The organism is Acinetobacter sp. CAU_H_56 (assembly GCF_058599425.1).
On sequence record NZ_CM178654.1, the window covers coordinates 2,064,939 to 2,083,097 of the forward strand.

The 18,159-nt window shown below is 43.0% G+C and carries 18 protein-coding genes and 4 tRNA genes; 11 read left to right on the forward strand and 11 right to left on the reverse strand.

Annotated elements, in window-relative coordinates; all coding sequences use genetic code 11:
- Positions 1 to 256: 256 nt before the first annotated feature.
- On the forward strand, positions 257 to 586 hold the full coding sequence (locus AC4MCC_RS09815) for a four-helix bundle copper-binding protein (RefSeq protein ID WP_004782738.1): 330 nt from the start codon (positions 257 to 259) through the stop codon (positions 584 to 586).
- A gap of 99 nt (positions 587 to 685) precedes the next feature.
- On the opposite strand, the gene sthA is transcribed toward AC4MCC_RS09815, so the two are convergent.
- A complete protein-coding gene (sthA, locus tag AC4MCC_RS09820) occupies positions 686 to 2,101 on the reverse strand; it encodes a Si-specific NAD(P)(+) transhydrogenase (RefSeq protein ID WP_005234884.1) in 1,416 nt (471 codons plus the stop codon).
- Positions 2,102 to 2,318: 217 nt separating this feature from the next.
- Here sthA and lipA point away from each other — a divergent pair, with 217 nt between their 5' ends.
- From lipA to AC4MCC_RS09835, 3 genes are all read left to right on the forward strand, one after another.
- Entirely contained in the window at positions 2,319 to 3,332 is a 1,014-nt protein-coding gene (gene lipA / locus AC4MCC_RS09825; RefSeq protein ID WP_491885213.1) for a lipoyl synthase, read from the forward strand.
- A gap of 351 nt (positions 3,333 to 3,683) precedes the next feature.
- Positions 3,684 to 6,188, forward strand: coding sequence for an acyl-CoA dehydrogenase (locus tag AC4MCC_RS09830; protein WP_419363449.1), 2,505 nt, complete (start codon positions 3,684 to 3,686; stop codon positions 6,186 to 6,188).
- Between the two features lie 168 nt (positions 6,189 to 6,356).
- Positions 6,357 to 6,749, forward strand: coding sequence for a carboxymuconolactone decarboxylase family protein (locus AC4MCC_RS09835; protein WP_180015134.1), 393 nt, complete (start codon positions 6,357 to 6,359; stop codon positions 6,747 to 6,749).
- 133 nt (positions 6,750 to 6,882) lie between these two features.
- Here the strand turns inward: AC4MCC_RS09835 and AC4MCC_RS09840 are convergent, their stop codons facing one another.
- The 9 genes from AC4MCC_RS09840 to AC4MCC_RS09880 all read right to left on the reverse strand — a co-directional run bounded on the left by AC4MCC_RS09840 (position 6,883) and on the right by AC4MCC_RS09880 (position 14,880).
- Complete coding sequence (locus AC4MCC_RS09840; RefSeq protein WP_419374463.1) at positions 6,883 to 7,722, reverse strand: NAD(P)-dependent oxidoreductase; 840 nt, start codon at positions 7,720 to 7,722, stop codon at positions 6,883 to 6,885.
- 51 nt (positions 7,723 to 7,773) lie between these two features.
- Positions 7,774 to 9,135, reverse strand: a complete 1,362-nt coding sequence (gene rutG / locus AC4MCC_RS09845; protein ID WP_419374430.1) for a pyrimidine utilization transport protein G — start codon at positions 9,133 to 9,135, stop codon at positions 7,774 to 7,776.
- Between the two features lie 33 nt (positions 9,136 to 9,168).
- Positions 9,169 to 9,684, reverse strand: coding sequence for an NADH-dependent FMN reductase RutF (gene rutF / locus AC4MCC_RS09850; protein WP_419374462.1), 516 nt, complete (start codon positions 9,682 to 9,684; stop codon positions 9,169 to 9,171).
- A gap of 136 nt (positions 9,685 to 9,820) precedes the next feature.
- Positions 9,821 to 10,201, reverse strand: a complete 381-nt coding sequence (gene rutC, locus AC4MCC_RS09855) for a pyrimidine utilization protein C (protein WP_491885214.1) — start codon at positions 10,199 to 10,201, stop codon at positions 9,821 to 9,823.
- 33 nt (positions 10,202 to 10,234) lie between these two features.
- A complete protein-coding gene (gene rutB, locus AC4MCC_RS09860; protein ID WP_491875974.1) occupies positions 10,235 to 10,996 on the reverse strand; it encodes a pyrimidine utilization protein B in 762 nt (253 codons plus the stop codon).
- On the reverse strand, positions 10,993 to 12,099 hold the full coding sequence (gene rutA, locus AC4MCC_RS09865; RefSeq protein WP_334134664.1) for a pyrimidine utilization protein A: 1,107 nt from the start codon (positions 12,097 to 12,099) through the stop codon (positions 10,993 to 10,995). Before rutA ends, rutB begins: the two co-directional genes overlap by 4 nt.
- A 334-nt stretch (positions 12,100 to 12,433) precedes the next feature.
- Positions 12,434 to 13,225 (reverse strand): pyrimidine utilization protein D, encoded by a 792-nt coding sequence (gene rutD / locus AC4MCC_RS09870; RefSeq protein ID WP_419363443.1) that lies wholly within the window; start codon positions 13,223 to 13,225, stop codon positions 12,434 to 12,436.
- An 80-nt stretch (positions 13,226 to 13,305) separates the two neighbouring features.
- The gene (locus AC4MCC_RS09875) at positions 13,306 to 13,563 is read right to left on the reverse strand and encodes a hypothetical protein (protein ID WP_004782755.1); all 258 of its coding nucleotides are present in this window, start codon (positions 13,561 to 13,563) and stop codon (positions 13,306 to 13,308) included.
- Between the two features lie 135 nt (positions 13,564 to 13,698).
- The gene (locus AC4MCC_RS09880) at positions 13,699 to 14,880 is read right to left on the reverse strand and encodes a S1C family serine protease (protein WP_004782756.1); all 1,182 of its coding nucleotides are present in this window, start codon (positions 14,878 to 14,880) and stop codon (positions 13,699 to 13,701) included.
- Positions 14,881 to 15,050: 170 nt separating this feature from the next.
- Here AC4MCC_RS09880 and AC4MCC_RS09885 point away from each other — a divergent pair, with 170 nt between their 5' ends.
- From AC4MCC_RS09885 to AC4MCC_RS09915, 7 genes are all read left to right on the forward strand, one after another.
- Positions 15,051 to 15,809, forward strand: a complete 759-nt coding sequence (locus tag AC4MCC_RS09885; protein WP_491885215.1) for a Nif3-like dinuclear metal center hexameric protein — start codon at positions 15,051 to 15,053, stop codon at positions 15,807 to 15,809.
- Positions 15,810 to 15,962: 153 nt separating this feature from the next.
- On the forward strand, positions 15,963 to 16,589 hold the full coding sequence (sodB, locus tag AC4MCC_RS09890; RefSeq protein WP_004782758.1) for a superoxide dismutase SodB: 627 nt from the start codon (positions 15,963 to 15,965) through the stop codon (positions 16,587 to 16,589).
- Positions 16,590 to 16,736: 147 nt separating this feature from the next.
- A tRNA-Asn gene (locus AC4MCC_RS09895) sits at positions 16,737 to 16,812 on the forward strand.
- Positions 16,813 to 16,818: 6 nt separating this feature from the next.
- A tRNA-Asn gene (locus AC4MCC_RS09900) sits at positions 16,819 to 16,894 on the forward strand.
- Positions 16,895 to 17,170: 276 nt separating this feature from the next.
- A tRNA-Asn gene (locus AC4MCC_RS09905) sits at positions 17,171 to 17,246 on the forward strand.
- A 6-nt stretch (positions 17,247 to 17,252) separates the two neighbouring features.
- Positions 17,253 to 17,328: transfer RNA gene (locus AC4MCC_RS09910), tRNA-Asn, on the forward strand.
- Between the two features lie 63 nt (positions 17,329 to 17,391).
- Complete coding sequence (locus tag AC4MCC_RS09915) at positions 17,392 to 17,835, forward strand: DUF2726 domain-containing protein (RefSeq protein WP_004782760.1); 444 nt, start codon at positions 17,392 to 17,394, stop codon at positions 17,833 to 17,835.
- A gap of 5 nt (positions 17,836 to 17,840) precedes the next feature.
- Here the strand turns inward: AC4MCC_RS09915 and AC4MCC_RS09920 are convergent, their stop codons facing one another.
- Positions 17,841 to 18,101, reverse strand: a complete 261-nt coding sequence (locus AC4MCC_RS09920; protein ID WP_004782761.1) for a hypothetical protein — start codon at positions 18,099 to 18,101, stop codon at positions 17,841 to 17,843.
- Positions 18,102 to 18,159 lie beyond the last annotated feature (58 nt).

Here is an 18,159-nt window from a genome sequence, read left to right on the forward strand (position 1 = left end):
CAATAACGACTCATCATGTAGATTTTCCGCCATTGAGGAATGACCGCCTCAATGGTTTTATTTTTAAATCTTTAATCATCCTATTTTGGGAAAATCAGGATAGAGGTTTTAAATTAAATTTTTTAAAAATACAGCTTTTAACAAAATCGGTAATCGGATTACTTTTTCTCACTCAAACTGCCTAGTGTATTTTTCCTTTTCTGCTTAGCGTATTAAAAAAACAAGCCATTGCTATAGCTGCAAAAAGGAGAAGAAAATGAACGAGATTCAGTTTTCAGATTGTGTTCGCGCATGTATGACCTGCTCTCTGGCCTGTACTAACTGTGCCAGTGCCTGCCTGAAAGAAGAACATTTAGAAATGATGCGGGAATGTATCCAGCGCTGTCTGGACTGTGCTGATCTGTGTCAGCTCTGCGCCCGCATGCAACAAAAGCAATCTCCATTTATCAAAGAGATTTGCGAGCTATGTGCTAAAGCTTGCGATTATTGTGTAGAAGAATGTGGCCATCATGAGGATGATCATTGCCAGCAATGTGCCGAAGCTTGCCGTCGCTGTGCTGAAGAATGCCGCAAAATGGCAGCTTAATCACTATACTTACTGACCAGATTGAACTTTTTCAATCTATAAAATAAAAAACCCGCAAATCGAACTTGCGGGTTTTTGATCTAACCTGAATAAATCAAATTAGAATAAACGGTTCATACCATTCAATGTTGCCACACGATAAGCTTCTGCCATCGTTGGATAGTTGAATGTAGTTTCCACAAAATACTTGATCGTATTGTTCGGGCTGTTCATGACTGCCTGACCAATATGGATAATCTCTGATGCATTATTACCAAAGCAATGCACACCCAGAACTTCCAGCGTATCGCGGTGGAACAGGATTTTTAATTCACCAACCGTATCACCAGTAATCTGTGCACGCGCCAGATGACGGAAAGAAGCCTGACCCACTTCATACGGGATTTTTTCTTCAGTCAACTGCTGCTCAGTTTTACCGATCGAAGAAATTTCCGGAATGGTATAAATACCAGTCGGAATATCAGTCACCGGTGCAACGTCTTGTTCACCGCTCATGTTGGCACCTGCGCAACGACCTTGGTCATAGGCAGCAGAAGCCAATGATGGCCAGCCAATCACGTCACCTGCAGCATAGATATTTTCGACTTCAGTCTGATACTGCTCATTCACGGTTAATTGACCGCGGCTGTTTGGTTTCAATCCAATATTTTCAAGGCCTAAACCGTCAGTATTCCCCGAACGGCCATTACACCACAGAATCGCATCTGCCTTAATTTTCTTGCCGCTTTGTGTATGCAGAACCACATAATCATCAGAAGTTTCAAGGAAGTCGATCTGTTCATTATGACGGATCAATACACCCTGTTCACGTAAGTGATAAGACAATGCATCAGAAATTTCATCATCTAAATAGCTGAGCAGTTTTGGTTGGGTGTTGATCAGGTCAACCTTATGTCCCAATCCAATAAAGATCGATGCATATTCACAGCCAATCACACCTGCGCCATAAATAATGATTTTTTGGATTGAGAAATCCAGATCCAGAATTTTGTCTGAATCAAATACACGTGGATGATTGAAATCAAGAATCTCTGGACGGTATGGACGTGAACCAGTTGCAATCACCAGTTGCTGGAACATAATAGTTTCTTTTATGCCATCTGGTGTAAATACAAAGATCGTATTTTCGTCTTGAATATAAGCACGACCATGATAGATATCAATCTTGTTACGGTCATAAAAACGTGAGTGGGTATCTACCTGCTGCTGAATGACTTTATGTGCATTGCGCAGTACCTGTTTCATGGTGAATTGTTTCCATTCACCTACTTTTTGAAACATTGGATCACGTTGATAACGGATAATACTGGATACCGTCTGACGCAATGCCTTACTTGGAATCGTACCTACGTGAGTACAGTTACCACCCAGCTGTTCACGCATATCCACAATTGCAACACGCTTACCAGATTTGGCAAGTTTCATTGCCGCGCCTTCGCCCGCAGGGCCTGAACCTAGAACTACCGCATCGTACTTAACGAAAGTCCCACTAACGACCTCTTTTTTACGTGGCATTCAACGCTCCTTAAAATTAAAAAATTTTGCTTTAATCTACGCTATATTATGACGTAATTGCTGCCGATTTGGTGTATTTAACTTACATATATTGTGTGATAAGAACATTTTTTAAATGAATAATCCTTTTCGCCCTATTTCACCCGAGTTTCGTTATAATTAAAAAAGTGTTAACTTTGATTTATCTCCCTCCTTCAAAACAGTGGAAAAGTTATATATGTCTGAAAACCGTAAACCTGAACAGGGTATCAAACTTCGCGGCGCAGAAAAGGTCGCCCGTATTCCTGTAAAAGTTGTTCCTACGGTTGAAACGCCACGTAAGCCGGACTGGATCCGCGTGAAAATGGCCGCTCCCGAGGAAGTTCAGCGTATTAAAACTACACTTCGTCAGCAAAAACTGCATACCGTATGTGAAGAAGCCGCCTGTCCGAACCTGCCTGAATGTTTTGGTGGGGGTACAGCAACCTTTATGATTATGGGTGATATTTGTACGCGTCGCTGTCCGTTCTGTGATGTAGCACATGGTCGCCCAAATGCACTCGATCCAGACGAGCCGCGTCATATGGCAGAAACGATTGCCAACCTGGGTCTGAAATATGCAGTCATCACTTCAGTTGACCGTGATGACCTGCTGGATGGTGGTGCACAGCATTTTGTAGATTGTATTAAAGAAGCCCGTGCTTTGAGCCCAAAGACTTTGCTGGAAATTCTGGTACCTGATTTCCGTGGTCGTATGGACATCGCTTTACGCATCATGACTGAATGTCCACCAGACGTGTTTAACCACAACATCGAAACTGTGCCACGTCTGTATAAAGCCATACGTCCAGGTTCTGATTATCAGCACTCTTTAAATCTGTTGAAAATGTTTAAAGATTATTGCCCAGAAATTCCAACCAAATGTGGTTTGATGGTGGGTATTGGTGAAACTGAAGAAGAAGTTCTCGCTCTGTTAGACGACCTGAAAGCGCATGACGTGGATTATGTAACGATTGGCCAGTATCTACAGCCATCTAAACAGCATGCCCCAATCGACCGTTTTGTAACGCCAGAAGAATTCGAACGTTATGCAGAACATGGCCGTAAGCTTGGCTTTAAGAATATCTGGTCAGCACCGATGGTACGTTCAAGTTACTTTGCAGATCGTCAATACTATGGTGAACCGGTTCCGGAAGTACGCCGTAAAGTTGATCCTGCAAAAAAAATCGCTGTACAGGCGATTGAAGCTTAAAATGACTTAGATCAAAGCCCTCTCAAGTAGAGGGCTTTTTTATGCCTAACTAAATTTATATTTGTTCACTTTTTAATTATTTCACCTACCCTCTCTTAGAGATTAAGTTATTACTTATCTTCACATTTCTTTGCGTGTTCTCACTTGAAGACTGCGCATTTTTCAAACAATCTCAAAAACAGATAAAACACTTCAATATATCGTTGAAATATTTAATAACGATCGTTCTCACAAGAACAATTGTGAATTTGCCAGTTGCTTAAGCGATGTAAAAAAATTGATCAAGTCTTAAGAAGACACCTTAGGGAGATCGGCAGCATCACAATTGTATGACCCTGGAGAAATATAACAATGCTATTTATTTTCGCCGTACTTCTTCTCATTGCCAGTTTATGGGCGATTTTCTTTTTTCAACTCTCCCGTACCCCTGGTGCAATTACCCTGATTGTCATGTCAGTGGTTTGTGCCTTTATCAGTCCTTGGTCACTGATTCTGGGTATTCCCCTGATCCTGATCAGTCTGGTCGTCATGATCGAACCTTTGCGTATATCTTTCATTTCCAGGCCAGCCTATAAGGCTTTAGCGGATGCCATGCCAAGCATTAGCCCGACAGAACGTGAAGCTTTGGATTCTGGTACCAGCTGGTGGGAAAAAGAACTCTTTATGGGTGCACCGAACTGGGAAACCTTTAATAGCTATCCTTATCCAAAACTTTCCATTGAGGAACAGGCATTCTTGGATAACGAAGTCGAAACGCTGTGTAGCATGCTGGATGAATGGGAAATTCATGAGAAGAAAATGCTGCCTGAACATATCTGGCAATATATTAAAGATAATGGTTTTTTGGGACTAATTATTCCCAAAGAATACGGCGGTCGTGCCTTTAGTTCCTTTGCTCAAAGCCGGGTGATGAGCAAAATTTCTTCACGCTCTCTCACTGCTGCTGTGAGCTGTATGGTGCCTAACTCTCTCGGGCCGGGTGAGCTACTGCTACATTACGGTACTGATGAACAGAAAGATCGTTATTTACCCGGTCTGGCCAAAGGTGAAGAAATCCCATGTTTTGGTCTGACCAGTCCTGAGGCCGGTTCAGATGCCGGTGCGATTCCAGATACTGGTGTCGTGTGTTATGGACAGTTTGAAGGTCAGGAAGTCTTGGGATTGAGAATGAATTTCTCCAAACGCTGGATTACTTTGGCACCGATAGCCACTGTAGTTGGACTGGCTTTTAAAATGTATGATCCCGATCATCTACTCGGTGATAAAACGGATTATGGGATTACTTGTGCCTTGCTACCGGCCAATCATGAAGGAGTAAAAGTCGGTCCACGACATAATCCTGGCTCCCCTTTTATGAATGGCACTGTTGAAGGTAAGGATGTATTTATTCCTTTAGACTGGATCATTGGTGGTGTGAAAAATGCCGGTAAAGGCTGGCGTATGCTGATGGAATGTCTAGCGGTTGGTCGTGGTATTTCCCTACCGGCTTTATCTACCTCTAGTGCCGAAATGACTTATCTGAATGTCAGCGCGTTTTCGCGAATCCGTCAGCAATTCAAGATTTCGGTGGGTAAATTTGAAGGGGTTCAGGAAGCCAATAGTGAAATTGCCAGTGATGCCTATATGCTGGAAGCATTCCGCTATTTAGTGACTTGTGGTCTGAATCAAGGTGGTAAACCGGCAGTCATGACCGCGATTGCCAAATACTACGCCACTGAGACCATGCGTAAAATTGTTAACCATGGTATGGATGTCGTGGGTGGTCGTGCGATTCAGATGGGGCCTCGTAACTTTCTGGCTCTCAATTATCAGGCTATTCCAGTATCGATTACAGTCGAAGGCGCCAATATTCTGAGCCGTTCATTAATGATCTTTGGCCAAGGTTCGATGCGTTGCCATCCTTATCTGTATGAAGAATTACAGCTTCTGCAAGCTGAAGACCCGAAAGCCGCTCTGAATCCATTCGATACTATGTTGTTTAAACATCTGGGTTATACCTTTAACCGGACTGCCCGCTCTTTTGCCTATGCTTTTAGCGGGGGTTCAAGTGCTGCGCCACAAAGTGCGGTTGATTTTACCCGTCCTTATTACAAGATTATTAACCGGCTCAGTGCTAACTTTGCCCTGACTGCAGATATGTGTCTGGGTTTACTTGCCGGTGATATTAAACGCAAGGAAATGCTTTCTGGTCGTCTGGCTGATATCCATGCTCATTTGTTTATTGCGACGGCAATCCTAAAATTCTTTGAACATAGCAAAAAAACTGAAGCTGAACGTCTGCATGCACAATTGGCAATTGAGAAATCTTTATATACCGCTCAAGAAGCGTTTTATGACCTGTTTGCAAACTTCCCGGTTGGGGTTGCTGCTGGCATGGTCAAACTCATCTGTTTCCCATTTGGCCGACCTGTCGCGAAGCCATCTGACCGACTTAAACAGGAAGTCGCAAATGTCATGATGGAAGATAACGCTTTCCGGAAGGTACTGAAAAAGCATGTTTTCTATAGCACAGCAGAAGATGATGTGAATGGCCGCATGGAATCAACCTTCACCATGTTACTGGAAATTGAGCAGCTTTGGGATCGCTTTAAGAAAGCCGAAAACAAAGGTCAATTTAAAGGACTTAGTTTTGCTGATCATGTGGCTGATGCGCATGAACAAGGCTTTATTAATGAAGAAGAAGCGAATAAGTTGCTGCACTATAATGCACGTCGCTATGACAGCATGTTGACCGATGTCTTCGATCTGCATTTACAGGAAGTATTGGAACTAGAAAATCCTCATATTGCGAAAGCAGATGCGACAGGTACTGATACTTCAGTTCAAAGTGCACCTTCACATTCAACCAGTCCTTAGATAGAACTTTTATCTAAATCGGATTTTGCTTTCCAAAGTGAGGTTATTTCTTGACTTCACTTTGGATATCTCAAGTGGCTATTCAGCCACTTTTTTACGACTATTGCACGATGGTATTTACGGCATAAAACGTTAAGCTAGGACCCATAATAAAATTGAGGGTCAATGATGTCACAACAAGATTATGAAAATGGCTTGAAAGTCCGTACTGAAGTGATGGGTGCAAGCTTTGTAAAGCGCGCTCAAGACAATACAGTTCCTTTTACCCAACCTTTACAGGACTGGATTAATGAACATGCTTGGGGTTCGACCTGGCAACGTGAAGGGGTTTTACCACGTAAATACCGTTCTTTAATTACCATTGCTTTTCTGACTGCGCAAAAAAGCCCGACTGAATTGAAAGGCCATGTTCGTGGCGCTTTGAATAATGGGGCAACAGTAGAAGAAATTCAGGAAGTGCTACTCCATAGCCTGCCTTACTGCGGTGCCCCTGCCACTCAGGAAGCCTTCCGTGCAGCGCTTGAAGTAATTCAGGAATATCAAGCGAATCAGCAGAATTAAGAATTGCTTAGGCTATTTAACTGGCTTATCAATAATAAAGCCGGGAATTAAAATTCCCGGCTTTTTAAATTTTAAACTGATATATCTATAGCTATAACGTCTTTAACACTGTCTTTAATATTGTTTGAAAAGATTATCCTCTTAATTCAATTTGAGTACGTTGCTCCAAGCCTTGCACCGCCGCGGAGAAATCCAGCTGGCTGGCCTGAGATTTCGCTATTTGCTTAAACTCTTGCTGAATCAAAGACATCACTGATAAATCCAGTTGCTGTTGCTGTACCAGCTCCAAAGCAATGCCAATATCTTTCTGCAATAAATCCAGTGCAAAGGTCTTGCTAAATTCACGGTTCAGTACTCGCTGCGCCATGATATTTTCCGACATGCTGCTTTTACCACTGGAATGATTAATACAGTTCAGTGCACTGCTTAAATCAACGCCCTGTCCTTTCAGTACAGTCAATCCTTCAGCCAATGCCCATAAATGAGTCGCCATTAGGGTATTATTCACGGCTTTTACCGCAAAACCAGAACCACTTTCTCCCACATATTCAATCAGACCGGCAAAGGCATCAATGATCGGTCGGGCTTGTTCAAAGGCTTGTTCATTGCCTCCGACCATAACAGTTAAAGTACCGCGTTCCGCTCCAATGGTTTGCCCAGAAACTGGCGCATCCAGATAAAAACTGCCTTGTTGTTCCAATAACTTCGCCAGTTTCTGTGCAGATTCTGGCACCCCACTGGTACAGTCAATCCAGATTGCACCTTGTTTGGGTGGATAGGCTGCAATTAATGCTTCCACATCCTGACTGGTCGGCAAACAGGAAAAGATAAAATCTGCCTGAACTGCCTGCTCAATACTCACCGCCTGTGTTGCAAAAGTTTCAGCATGCGCTATAGCTTTCTGTTCAGTTCGATTCCAGACCCAAACCTGATGTCCAAGTTTTGGCAGATGGGAGGCCATATGCCAGCCCATTGCCCCGAGTCCTAAAAATGCAATTGTATGACTCAAAAAATGCTCCTCATTTTAAGCGACTGGCTTAGCCTCAACTTCAGTTACGGTTTCAGCTGATTCAGATGCTGGCAATTCTTTATCTTCACCACGGTTCAGGAATAGATTTAATAGAATTGCAGCTAAAGTTGCGGTACCAATACCACCCAGATCAAAACCACCAATCTGCAAGCTATAGTTGCCTGTGCCCATGATCAGACAGACTGCACCAATAATCAGCGTACTGTTCTTGGTGAAATCAACACGGTTATCTACCCAGATTTTCGCACCAGCCACAGTAATCAGACCAAATACGACAATCGATGCACCACCCAACAAGGCCACTGGAATGGTACTGATCACTGCACCGAATTTAGGTGAAAGTCCGAGCAAAATAGCGAAGATACCAGCAAAGACAAATACAGTCGTTGCATAAACTTTGGTGACTGCCATGACACCGATATTTTCGGCATAAGTGGTCATACCTGTACCACCGACAGAAGCGGACAATGAAGTACACACCCCATCAGCAAAGAAACCACGACCCATATATGGAGACAGGTTTTTACCGGTCATCGCAGAGACTGCCTTAAAGTGCCCTAGATTTTCTGCAACCAAGATAATTGCCACTGGTGCTATCATCAGCATGGCATTCATTTCAAAGACCGGACTCTGGAAATTCGGCAAACCGAACCATGCTGCTTCACTGACTTTGGTAAAATCAATCGCAGATCCGAAGCCCATGACGTTTGTGAAAAGGAAGTAAATCAGATAGGAAGATAACAAGCCCAATAACAGCAACAGACGGCGTACCATTCCTCGGGTAAACACAGCAATCACACTGATACAGATAATGGTGATTAATGCCATCCACGAATCAAACTGGTTCGCTGAAACGCTTTTAATCGCGACTGGAGCCAGGTTCAAACCGATGATCATCACGATCACGCCTGTCACTACAGGTGGCATCAGTTTTTCAATCCAGTTGGTACCGGTTTTCATCACCAGTAGCCCAATCAAGGCATAGACAATACCGCAAGCAATGGTGCCGCCAAGGGCCAGTCCGATATTAGGATTCGCTCCAACCCCAGAATAACCCGTCACTGCGACTACCGCACCAATAAAGGCAAAGCTGGATCCCAGATAACTTGGCAATCGGCCGCCCGTGATCAGGAAAAATAAAATGGTGCCAATCCCGGTAATGAAAATCGTGAGATTGGGGTCAAACCCCATTAGTAAGGGTGCCAGCACGGTTGCACCAAACATGGCAAACACATGCTGTAACCCGAGAATAATACTTTTTCCAGCAGGCAGATATTCATCTGTTTGCACGGGTGTGGTATCGAGATTGCCTTGGTAAGACTTAAATTTTGGAAACCACGTTTCTTTTTCTTGCATCGGCTTCCCCTCCTTGATTAGGATTGAATTGAATTAGCACATTTTGTGTGGCTCACAGTAAGAACGGTTGAAGTACATCAGCGCATTGCCTTGACTCTGGCACATGGCTTTCACCTCACAGAACAGCACGTCATGACTGCCTACGGATAAACATTGGACCACCTCGCAGTCAAAACTGACTAAGGCATCCTCAAGTACAGGTGACTGGGTCACCAAAGTTTTCCAGTTCCCCTGACTGAAACGCTCTGCCATTGGTGTTTTTCCACCAAACAGATTGGAAAGATGTTGTTGATGTGATGCCAGAGTATTCACACACAACACCTGATTCTTTTTAAAGGTTTCATAGACTGACGCAGAACGGTTCAGGCACACCAGCAACGTTGGTGGTGTATCCGTCACGCTACATACGGCCGAAGCCGTAAATCCAGCCATTCCTGCATCGCCTTGCGTGGTAATCACATTCACCGCAGCACCCAGATTGGACATGCCCTGACGGAAAATCTGCTGATCGACCTGGGTAAAGATGTCACCTGGTGCGTTAGTCGCCAAAACCTTATTTAATGCATTATTTTCTGCAACTGTCTCTATGATGATTTTAGATAGTTTGGCATTCATGCTGTTCTCCCGACCCCAAGTCAATATTCACTGGGGCATCTAGTAATGAGATTGAATCAGGTGGATCGGCTTATACATGGGCAATCGAAGCAATTTCGATCAGCGCATCAGGCTTGACCAAACCTGTCTGTACGCAATACCGTGCCGGCTTATCTCCCGGGAAATACTCTGCATAAACTGCATTAATCGCAGCATAATCTGCCCAGTCTTTGACAAAGACATGGTTAAACGTTACGTCATCCATGCTGCCACCGGCTTCCTCAATCACACGCTTGATGGTTTCCAGAATATGACGGGTCTGTGCTGCGGCATCACCGACATGCACCACATTATTATTTTCGTCAAAAGCCAATGTACCGGATACATACACAATATTGTCTGCCTTGGTTGCCGGTACATACGGTGCTAATGGTTTCGATGTTCCTGCTGGAATAATAATTTCTTTAGGCATACTATTTTTTCCTTAATCCTGATCTTTAATTCTTTATGCACTTACAGCTAATTTAGTTTCTTTTAGTGACTCACTTTCTTTTTGAAAGGTCTCGACAAAATTTGCAGTATCTGACACCCAGCCAAAGAAGGTCTTGATGTTATACAGACTGGCTTCATGCGCTTCGACTGGACCTGCCTGATGGCAGGCATCAGCAAGTGCGACACCGAAATACTCTAGGAAGAAGCCATCACGTAGCGTCGATTCCACACAAACGTTGGTGGCAATCCCGACAAAGACCAGATTACGAATACCACGCACACGTAACATGCTGTCCAGCGCGGTATTAAAGAAACCGCTATAACGTGGCTTTTCGATCACCAGGTCTTGTGGCAGTGGCTTTAACTCATCAATCAGCTCAAAATCCCAACCGCCTTTAGCCAGCAATTTCCCCTGTAATTCAGGACGTTTACGCATGGTTTTTAAGGCATTGGATTTATGGAAATTCGGAGAATCCGTACCGCCCGCTTCCTTATATTCCGCATCCCAGCCATTTTTGAAATAAATCACCTGAATACCAGCTGCATGTGCAGCATCAACAGCCTTTTTAATATTTTCCACTACTGGCTTGGTCTTTGAGACATCAAAGCCCGCCAGATCCAGATAGCCGCCTTGCGAGGTATAAGCATTCTGCATATCAATCACAATCAAGGCTGTTTGCTCTGGTGCAAGACAGATCGCTTCAGGTTCAGCTTTAAGGGTTTTTCCTGTGCCGAGTTTTTCAGTAAAATCGGCTGTTACGACTGATTTACTCATGCGCTTTTCTCCAGAACTGATGCTGCATCTTCAATGACAATATGGTCACGGCATTTCATTAATGGCTGGATTTTCTGACCGAAATCTTCAACCCCTTGAATAAAATCATCAAAAGTCAGTAGCACACCTTCGGTACCCTTGATCTCGCCAATTTCATCCAACATTCGTGCCACATTTTCATAAGAACCCACCAGCGTACCCATATTGATATTCACTGGAGATACACTCGAAGCCATTTGACGGATATTGGTATCTGTACCAGAAGTCGTATCTTTACCGCCTTGATTCATCAGCCAGTTAATCGCTTCCATATCAGCACCATCGTTATAGTGCTGCCATTTTGCTTGCGCTTCTTCATCGGTTTCAGCAGCAATCACCATAAACAGCACATAAGTCTGTACATCACGGCCAGTCACATCTGTTTTTTCTTTTAGGCGGTCATTAATTTCTGCATAAGCTGTTGGAGTATTCAGGCCTTTACCAAATACGAAGTTGTAGTCGGCATATTGTGCAGAAAACTCTAAACCTGCATCAGACTGACCTGCACAGATAATTTTCATATCCGCTTGTGGACGTGGGCTCACACGGCAGTCTTCCATCTGGAAATGTTCGCCTTTAAAGTCTGATTTACCAGTCGCCCAAAGTTCACGAAGAATCTGTACATACTCAGACAGATATTCATAGCGTTTGCCAAAATAGTCATTACCTGGCCACATGCCCATTTGGGTATATTCAGGTGGCTGCCAGCCGGTCACGACATTCAGACCAAAACGGCCATTTGAAATCGAATCAATGGTTGATGCCATCCGCGCGACAATTGCAGGTGGCATTACCAGAGTTGCGGCAGTTGCGAAAATTTTAATTTTGCTGGTGACAGCTGCAAGACCTGCCATCAATGTAAACGTTTCCAGGTTATGTTCCCAAAATTCAGTCTTGCCACCAAAGCCACGCAGCTTGATCATGGAAAGTGCGAAATCGAAACCATAGTGCTCAGCGCGCTGTACGATTTGTTTGTTTAACTCAAAAGTCGGCATGTACTGCGGTGCATTTTCAGAGAGTAACCAGCCATTATTTCCGATTGGACAGAAGACACCTATTTTCATTTTACACCTCATTATTTTTAACACTTATTCAAAATTCTGATTCCACTTCGGGAATTTTATTTACAAGATAAACATTGCAAAGCGTGTGCCAACTATATTTAATTTATAATTATTAATTACTTAATATTTTATTTTTTGAATTTTTAGTAAAATATTCATTTTTACCTATGAGTCAATTTTGCACATACTGTTTCATTCAAGTGCACTCGTAGCAATTTGTGCATTTGCAGTTCATGCATCAATTCGAAGTAAAAACCATACTAACGCTACAAAATGATTGATTAGAAAAAATAAAAAACCAGACACGAGGTCTGGCTTTTTAAAAAACTGCAGACTAAGGGGAAATCAGGAAGGAAAGGATCAGTTGATTCACCTGATCTGTCTCGGTCACGGTGGAAGCATGTGCACCTGTATCAAGCAAACTGAGATGACTATGCGGCAAGCATTGTTGTAATTGCTGTGACCGTTGATAAGGCACCAGAAAATCATCCTGATTGGCAATCAGATGTATAGGAACATCTTTTAATGCTTGCTGATGCTCTTCGTTTAGTTTAAAAGCCTGCACGGCTTGTAGGCGTGCCAGAACATTTTGGATCGGTGGAAAGTCTAATAACTGCTTATTTTCTGCTTCGGTTAACTGATCAATATGGGTTGAGATCCAGTACGGCGGATAAAGAAATAAAGCCTGTGCTTTCACATAAGCCTCTGCCCCGCTATTCACCAATAAGGAAGTTCGTGCCTCGAAACATTTCTGAGTATGAGCATCCAGCTCTCCCCAAGCATTTAACATGGTTAGACTGAGCAGCTTAAACTTTCTTTCAGCTTGATAGGTCGCCAGTTGCATGCCGATATGTCCGCCCAATGCATGCCCGATAAAATGAAACTCTCGAATGCCATCATTGATCAATAAATCCAGAATCTGGCAGGCCATATGGTCGATCGAATAAGGCATGGGCAAGAGTTCAGAATCTGAATGACAGCCTTCCTGATCATAAGTGACTACATGAAAATGCTGCTGTAAAACTCTAATTTGAGGATTCCAGAAACTGGCATGCCCGCCCAGTCCGGGTGAAAGCACCACATAAGGTGCATCTGCCTGTGCTGCAAGATGAATAGATAAAGACATATCACTCTCATATTTTAACTATGAGTTGAATGCAGCAAGATATATGCCTGAATAGAAGTATTTTTGAACAATTAATAAAATTATAGCCAGTAGACATTAAAGCTATAATAAAATTCCTGTACCTCAAAACGCACGTTATAACCGAGCTCAGTCAGCTCTGCCGAAAGACCCCGAATTTCTTCCAAGGGTAAATGTTTGGGAAATACCGTTAGCACAGCGGTATTGCCTAGTCGGGCATTGTCTTCAATCAGTTGAGCCAAACGTGGCTTGTACATTTCAATATTTAAATTAGCCACGTTCGATAAAATTTTGGCCTGATCTGCAGTCATAAAACTCATTTTTCTTTACTCTTTTTGATTTTTATTCAATGAAGTTAAATGATTTAATTCACATAAAATATTTTCGTTTTGTATCTAATTAAATAAATCGTGCATAAAAAATCCCTCACATGGAGGGATTTTTCTTAGAAAAAATTACTGACCTGGTAAAGGAATATATTGTGAAGAACTGCTTTGCGTTTTACGTTCACTAATCACCACATCCAGTGTCATGGTTTTTCCAGCGCGTTCTACTTCAATCTGAACGGTACTGTTTGGTGCCTGTAAAGCGACAAAATTAATCAGATGTGAGGCAGAAGTAATCACTTCATTATTCACTTTGATAATTTTATCACCACGCTGGATGCCAGCTTTTGCTGCTGGTCCATTTTCCAGCACTTCAGCGACCACTACACCTGATTCTTTAGGTTGCAGTACATCATTACGTTCTGTCGGCAACAAACTAATACCCAGCCAGCCACGAACGACACGGCCATCTTTCAGGATCGCATTCATTACCTGTTGACAGATTTTAGCCGGAATCGCAAAACCAATCCCCAGTGAGCCACCTGTTTGCGAGAAGATTGCTGTATTGACCCCGATCAGGTTTCCGGCAACATCAATCAAGGCACCACCCGAGTTGCCCGGGTTAATTGCAGCATCTGTCTGAATAAAGTCTTCATAGGTATTGATGCCCAGATCAGAACGGCCTGTCGCAGAAATAATCCCCTGAGTCACGGTTTGACCGACACCGAACGGGTTACCAATTGCCAGAACGACATCACCGACTTCATTGCCACTGAGTTTGAATGGCAAAACTGGTAATTGTTCAAGTTCGATCTTGATTACAGCCAAATCCGTATCCGGGTCTGTACCCACGACCTTGGCTTCAGCACGACGTCCATCATGCAAGGCCACTACAATCTGGTCTGCCTGTGCAATCACGTGGTTATTGGTCAGGATATAACCATCAGGACGTACAATCACACCTGAACCTAAACTGTTTTCATTTGGACTTTGACCAAACTGGTCTGGTAACTGATCACCGAAAAATTCACGGAATACAGGATCTGTCAGTAAAGGATGCGCCTGCTGTTTTACTTTTTGTGTGGTAAAGATATTCACCACCGCAGGTGCTGCGACTTTCACTGCGGCACTATAGGAGACAACGCCTCCAGAACGCGAAGTATCAATCAACGGTTCTACTTTTTCAGCAGGCATTTTTACGCCATCCGGCGCAATCGGTGATTTAGGTTTCTGCAGCTGCTGCCACCCCAAAAAACCGATAATGACTAAAATCAGTAACACCCAAGGTAACCATGTAAAGGTGCGGCGCACTTTGCTATCCTCTAAAATATTTTAATTCGTTGATGACTAAGTAATTTGTATCCTATTGTAATGCCAAATACATAACTAAACACAAAAAAATCCACAGAGATTTGTGCTGCTTTAGTTACAATTGGACATATGAATAAGAATTGGCAAGTTCATCAACTGACAGGAATTTTATGGCGAATTTAAACGATATTATCCGCTGGTGCGATCAGACTTTGGCATCTTCCGAATTTAAGGACTATGCACCGAATGGCTTACAGATCGAAGGCCGCGCTGAAGTCAATAAAATTTTATGTGCCGTTACTGCCTCACAAACCGCGATCGAAGCTGCGATTAAACAGGGTGCTGATTTGTTACTGGTTCACCATGGTTATTTCTGGAAAGGCGAAGCCTACCCGATTACTGGGATGCGTGGTAAAAGAATTAAAAGCCTGATCCAAAATGATATTTCCCTTGTCGGTTATCATCTGCCTTTAGACAGCCATCCAACTCTGGGAAATAATGCTGCGATTGCAGACCTGCTGGAACTGGAAAACCTAGAACTGCTTGATCCGAGTGAGCGCCGTCCAATTGGGAATATTGGTTATTTAAAGCAGGCCATGACGCCAGAAGGATTCAAGGCCTATGTATCAGAAAGACTTGGCTATGATGCGCTGCATTTACCTGCTGAAAAAAGCCTGATTCAAAAAGTCGGTTTCTGTACTGGTGGTGCACAGGATTATATTCATAAAGCGGCGGCACAAGACTGTGATGCTTATATTTCTGGCGAAGTCAGTGAGCGTACTTTTTATGATGCTCAGGAACTGGATGTGCATTATTATGCCTGCGGCCACCACGCCACTGAAAAATATGGTGTACAACGTCTGGCTAAAGCTATTTCAGAACAATTTAATATTGAGTATAGTTATTTCGAATTAAACAATCCGATTTAATTACGATTGGCAAGTAGTTGAGTGGCTTTATCTTTAAATTTTCAGGCTTTATTCTGTATTGTTATTTATACACAGTGCCCATTTTTGCCTAAGAATCTATTACAATAACGCCACTTATTGTCAAAACCCAGCAAAATGCAAGGAATTGAAAACATGACAACCATTACTTTACCACCATTACCATACGACTACGACGCTCTTGCTCCACACATCAGCAAAGAAACTTTAGAATACCACCACGACAAACACCACAATACTTATGTGGTTAACCTGAACAACCTGATCGCTGGTACTGAGCTTGAAGGCAAAACTCTAGAAGAAATCATCAAAGCAACTGCTGGTGACTCATCTAAAGCAGGTGTATTTAACAACGCTGCGCAAGTATGGAACCACACATTCTACTGGAACTGCTTGACTAAAAACGGTGGCGGTAAAGCAACTGGCGCTTTGGCTGCAAAAATTGACGAAGCTTTTGGTTCTTACGAAAAATTCGCTGAAGAGTTCGCAACTGCTGCTGCAACTCAGTTCGGTTCAGGTTGGGCTTGGTTAGTTGCTGACGAAGTAAACGGTAACCTGTCTATCCTTAAAACTTCAAATGCCGACACTCCAATGGCGCACGGTAAAATTGCTGTGTTGACAATCGATGTTTGGGAACACGCTTACTACATCGACTACCGTAACGCTCGTCCTAAATACATCTCTACTTTCCTAGAAAGCTTGGTGAACTGGGATTACGCAAACGCGAAATATGCAGGTCAACCTGCTGGTGTTGAGAAATAATTTTTTATTTCCAGCTTTAAAAATCACCCTTTATGGGTGATTTTTTTATTTTTAGGCGTGAGGTGCATATTAAAAAAGCAAATGATTCATTTCTTTACAGGAATTGATTGACGGTCTTTGTTTTCCTGCCTAAAATGCGCATCAGATTCTCCAATAGCTCAGTCGGTAGAGCGACGGACTGTTAATCCGCAGGTCCCTGGTTCGAGCCCAGGTTGGAGAGCCAATCTATTCTCCCATAGCTCAGTCGGTAGAGCGACGGACTGTTAATCCGCAGGTCCCTGGTTCGAGCCCAGGTGGGAGAGCCAAGATTCTGAAAAACCCACTCATTGCGAAGTGGGTTTTTTTATGTCTGCATTTTGGATTAAATATCTATATGAGTCCTGTTTCCAGTTTTAGCGACTTGCAACCATGGCAGAGAATAATCACGAAACCCCTTTACCTTTAATCTGGGTTTACATAAACATAACATTTTGAACTACAATCATTTTTGATTATTTTTAAAACACTTGATTCAGTTTTTTTAGCTTTTTTATAAAAGTGCCTTGACCCCTTTTTAAATCTCTCTATAATCGCTTTCAGATTCTCCAATAGCTCAGTCGGTAGAGCGACGGACTGTTAATCCGCAGGTCCCTGGTTCGAGCCCAGGTTGGAGAGCCAATCTATTCTCCCATAGCTCAGTCGGTAGAGCGACGGACTGTTAATCCGCAGGTCCCTGGTTCGAGCCCAGGTGGGAGAGCCAAGATTCTGAAAAAACCCACTCATTATGAAGTGGGTTTTTTTATTCTTTTTTCTTTTATGATCCGTGTTTGATTTGAGTCAGTTTATATTCTTTGTGATTGGCTGTCTGGCAAGCTTTGCCTTAATTTGCCTGCTCTTCCCTCATCTGTTTACCCGCCAGAAGAAATTCTATCCCAAGCGTGTCATTACAGCTTTCGAAAGCAAGATGTTTACTCGCCTGAAAGATGCTTTTCCACACCATCACATTCTGGCACAGGTCGCATTTAGTGCTTTGATTACGCATGATAATATGAAAATGCGCAGTAAGTTTAACCGCAAAGTGACCGATTTTGTGGTGATGGACCGGGAATATAATGTGGTGGCGATTATAGAATTGGATGATCCAACCCATATTGGAAAGGAACAGGAAGATGCGGAACGCGATGCGATGCTGATTGCTGCCGGCTATACGGTCGTACGCTACACTGAAATCCCAACGATCCGGCAGCTACAAAGAGATTTAAGATAAATAGTTTAATGAGAGGAATTTGTTTCAGCTTCGGAAGCAGCTTGAGTTGCTTGAGCCTCCTGCTCTGCCTTTGATTTTTCAGCTGCTTCGCGTGCTTCAATCCGGGCAATCATATCCGCCTGTTGCTGTTTATATTTTTCCTGATTTTTTGCATCACTATTAACAGCCAAAAATGCCATCGTCACTAAAAAAATCGGAACACATAAAGCCAGGGTTCCAAAGATAAGCAGTTTTTTGATACTGCGGGGTTTTGTCTGTTCCGACATAACAAGCCTACACTGATAATCTATAATCTTAAGCCACTATAACAAACTTAAATGATTG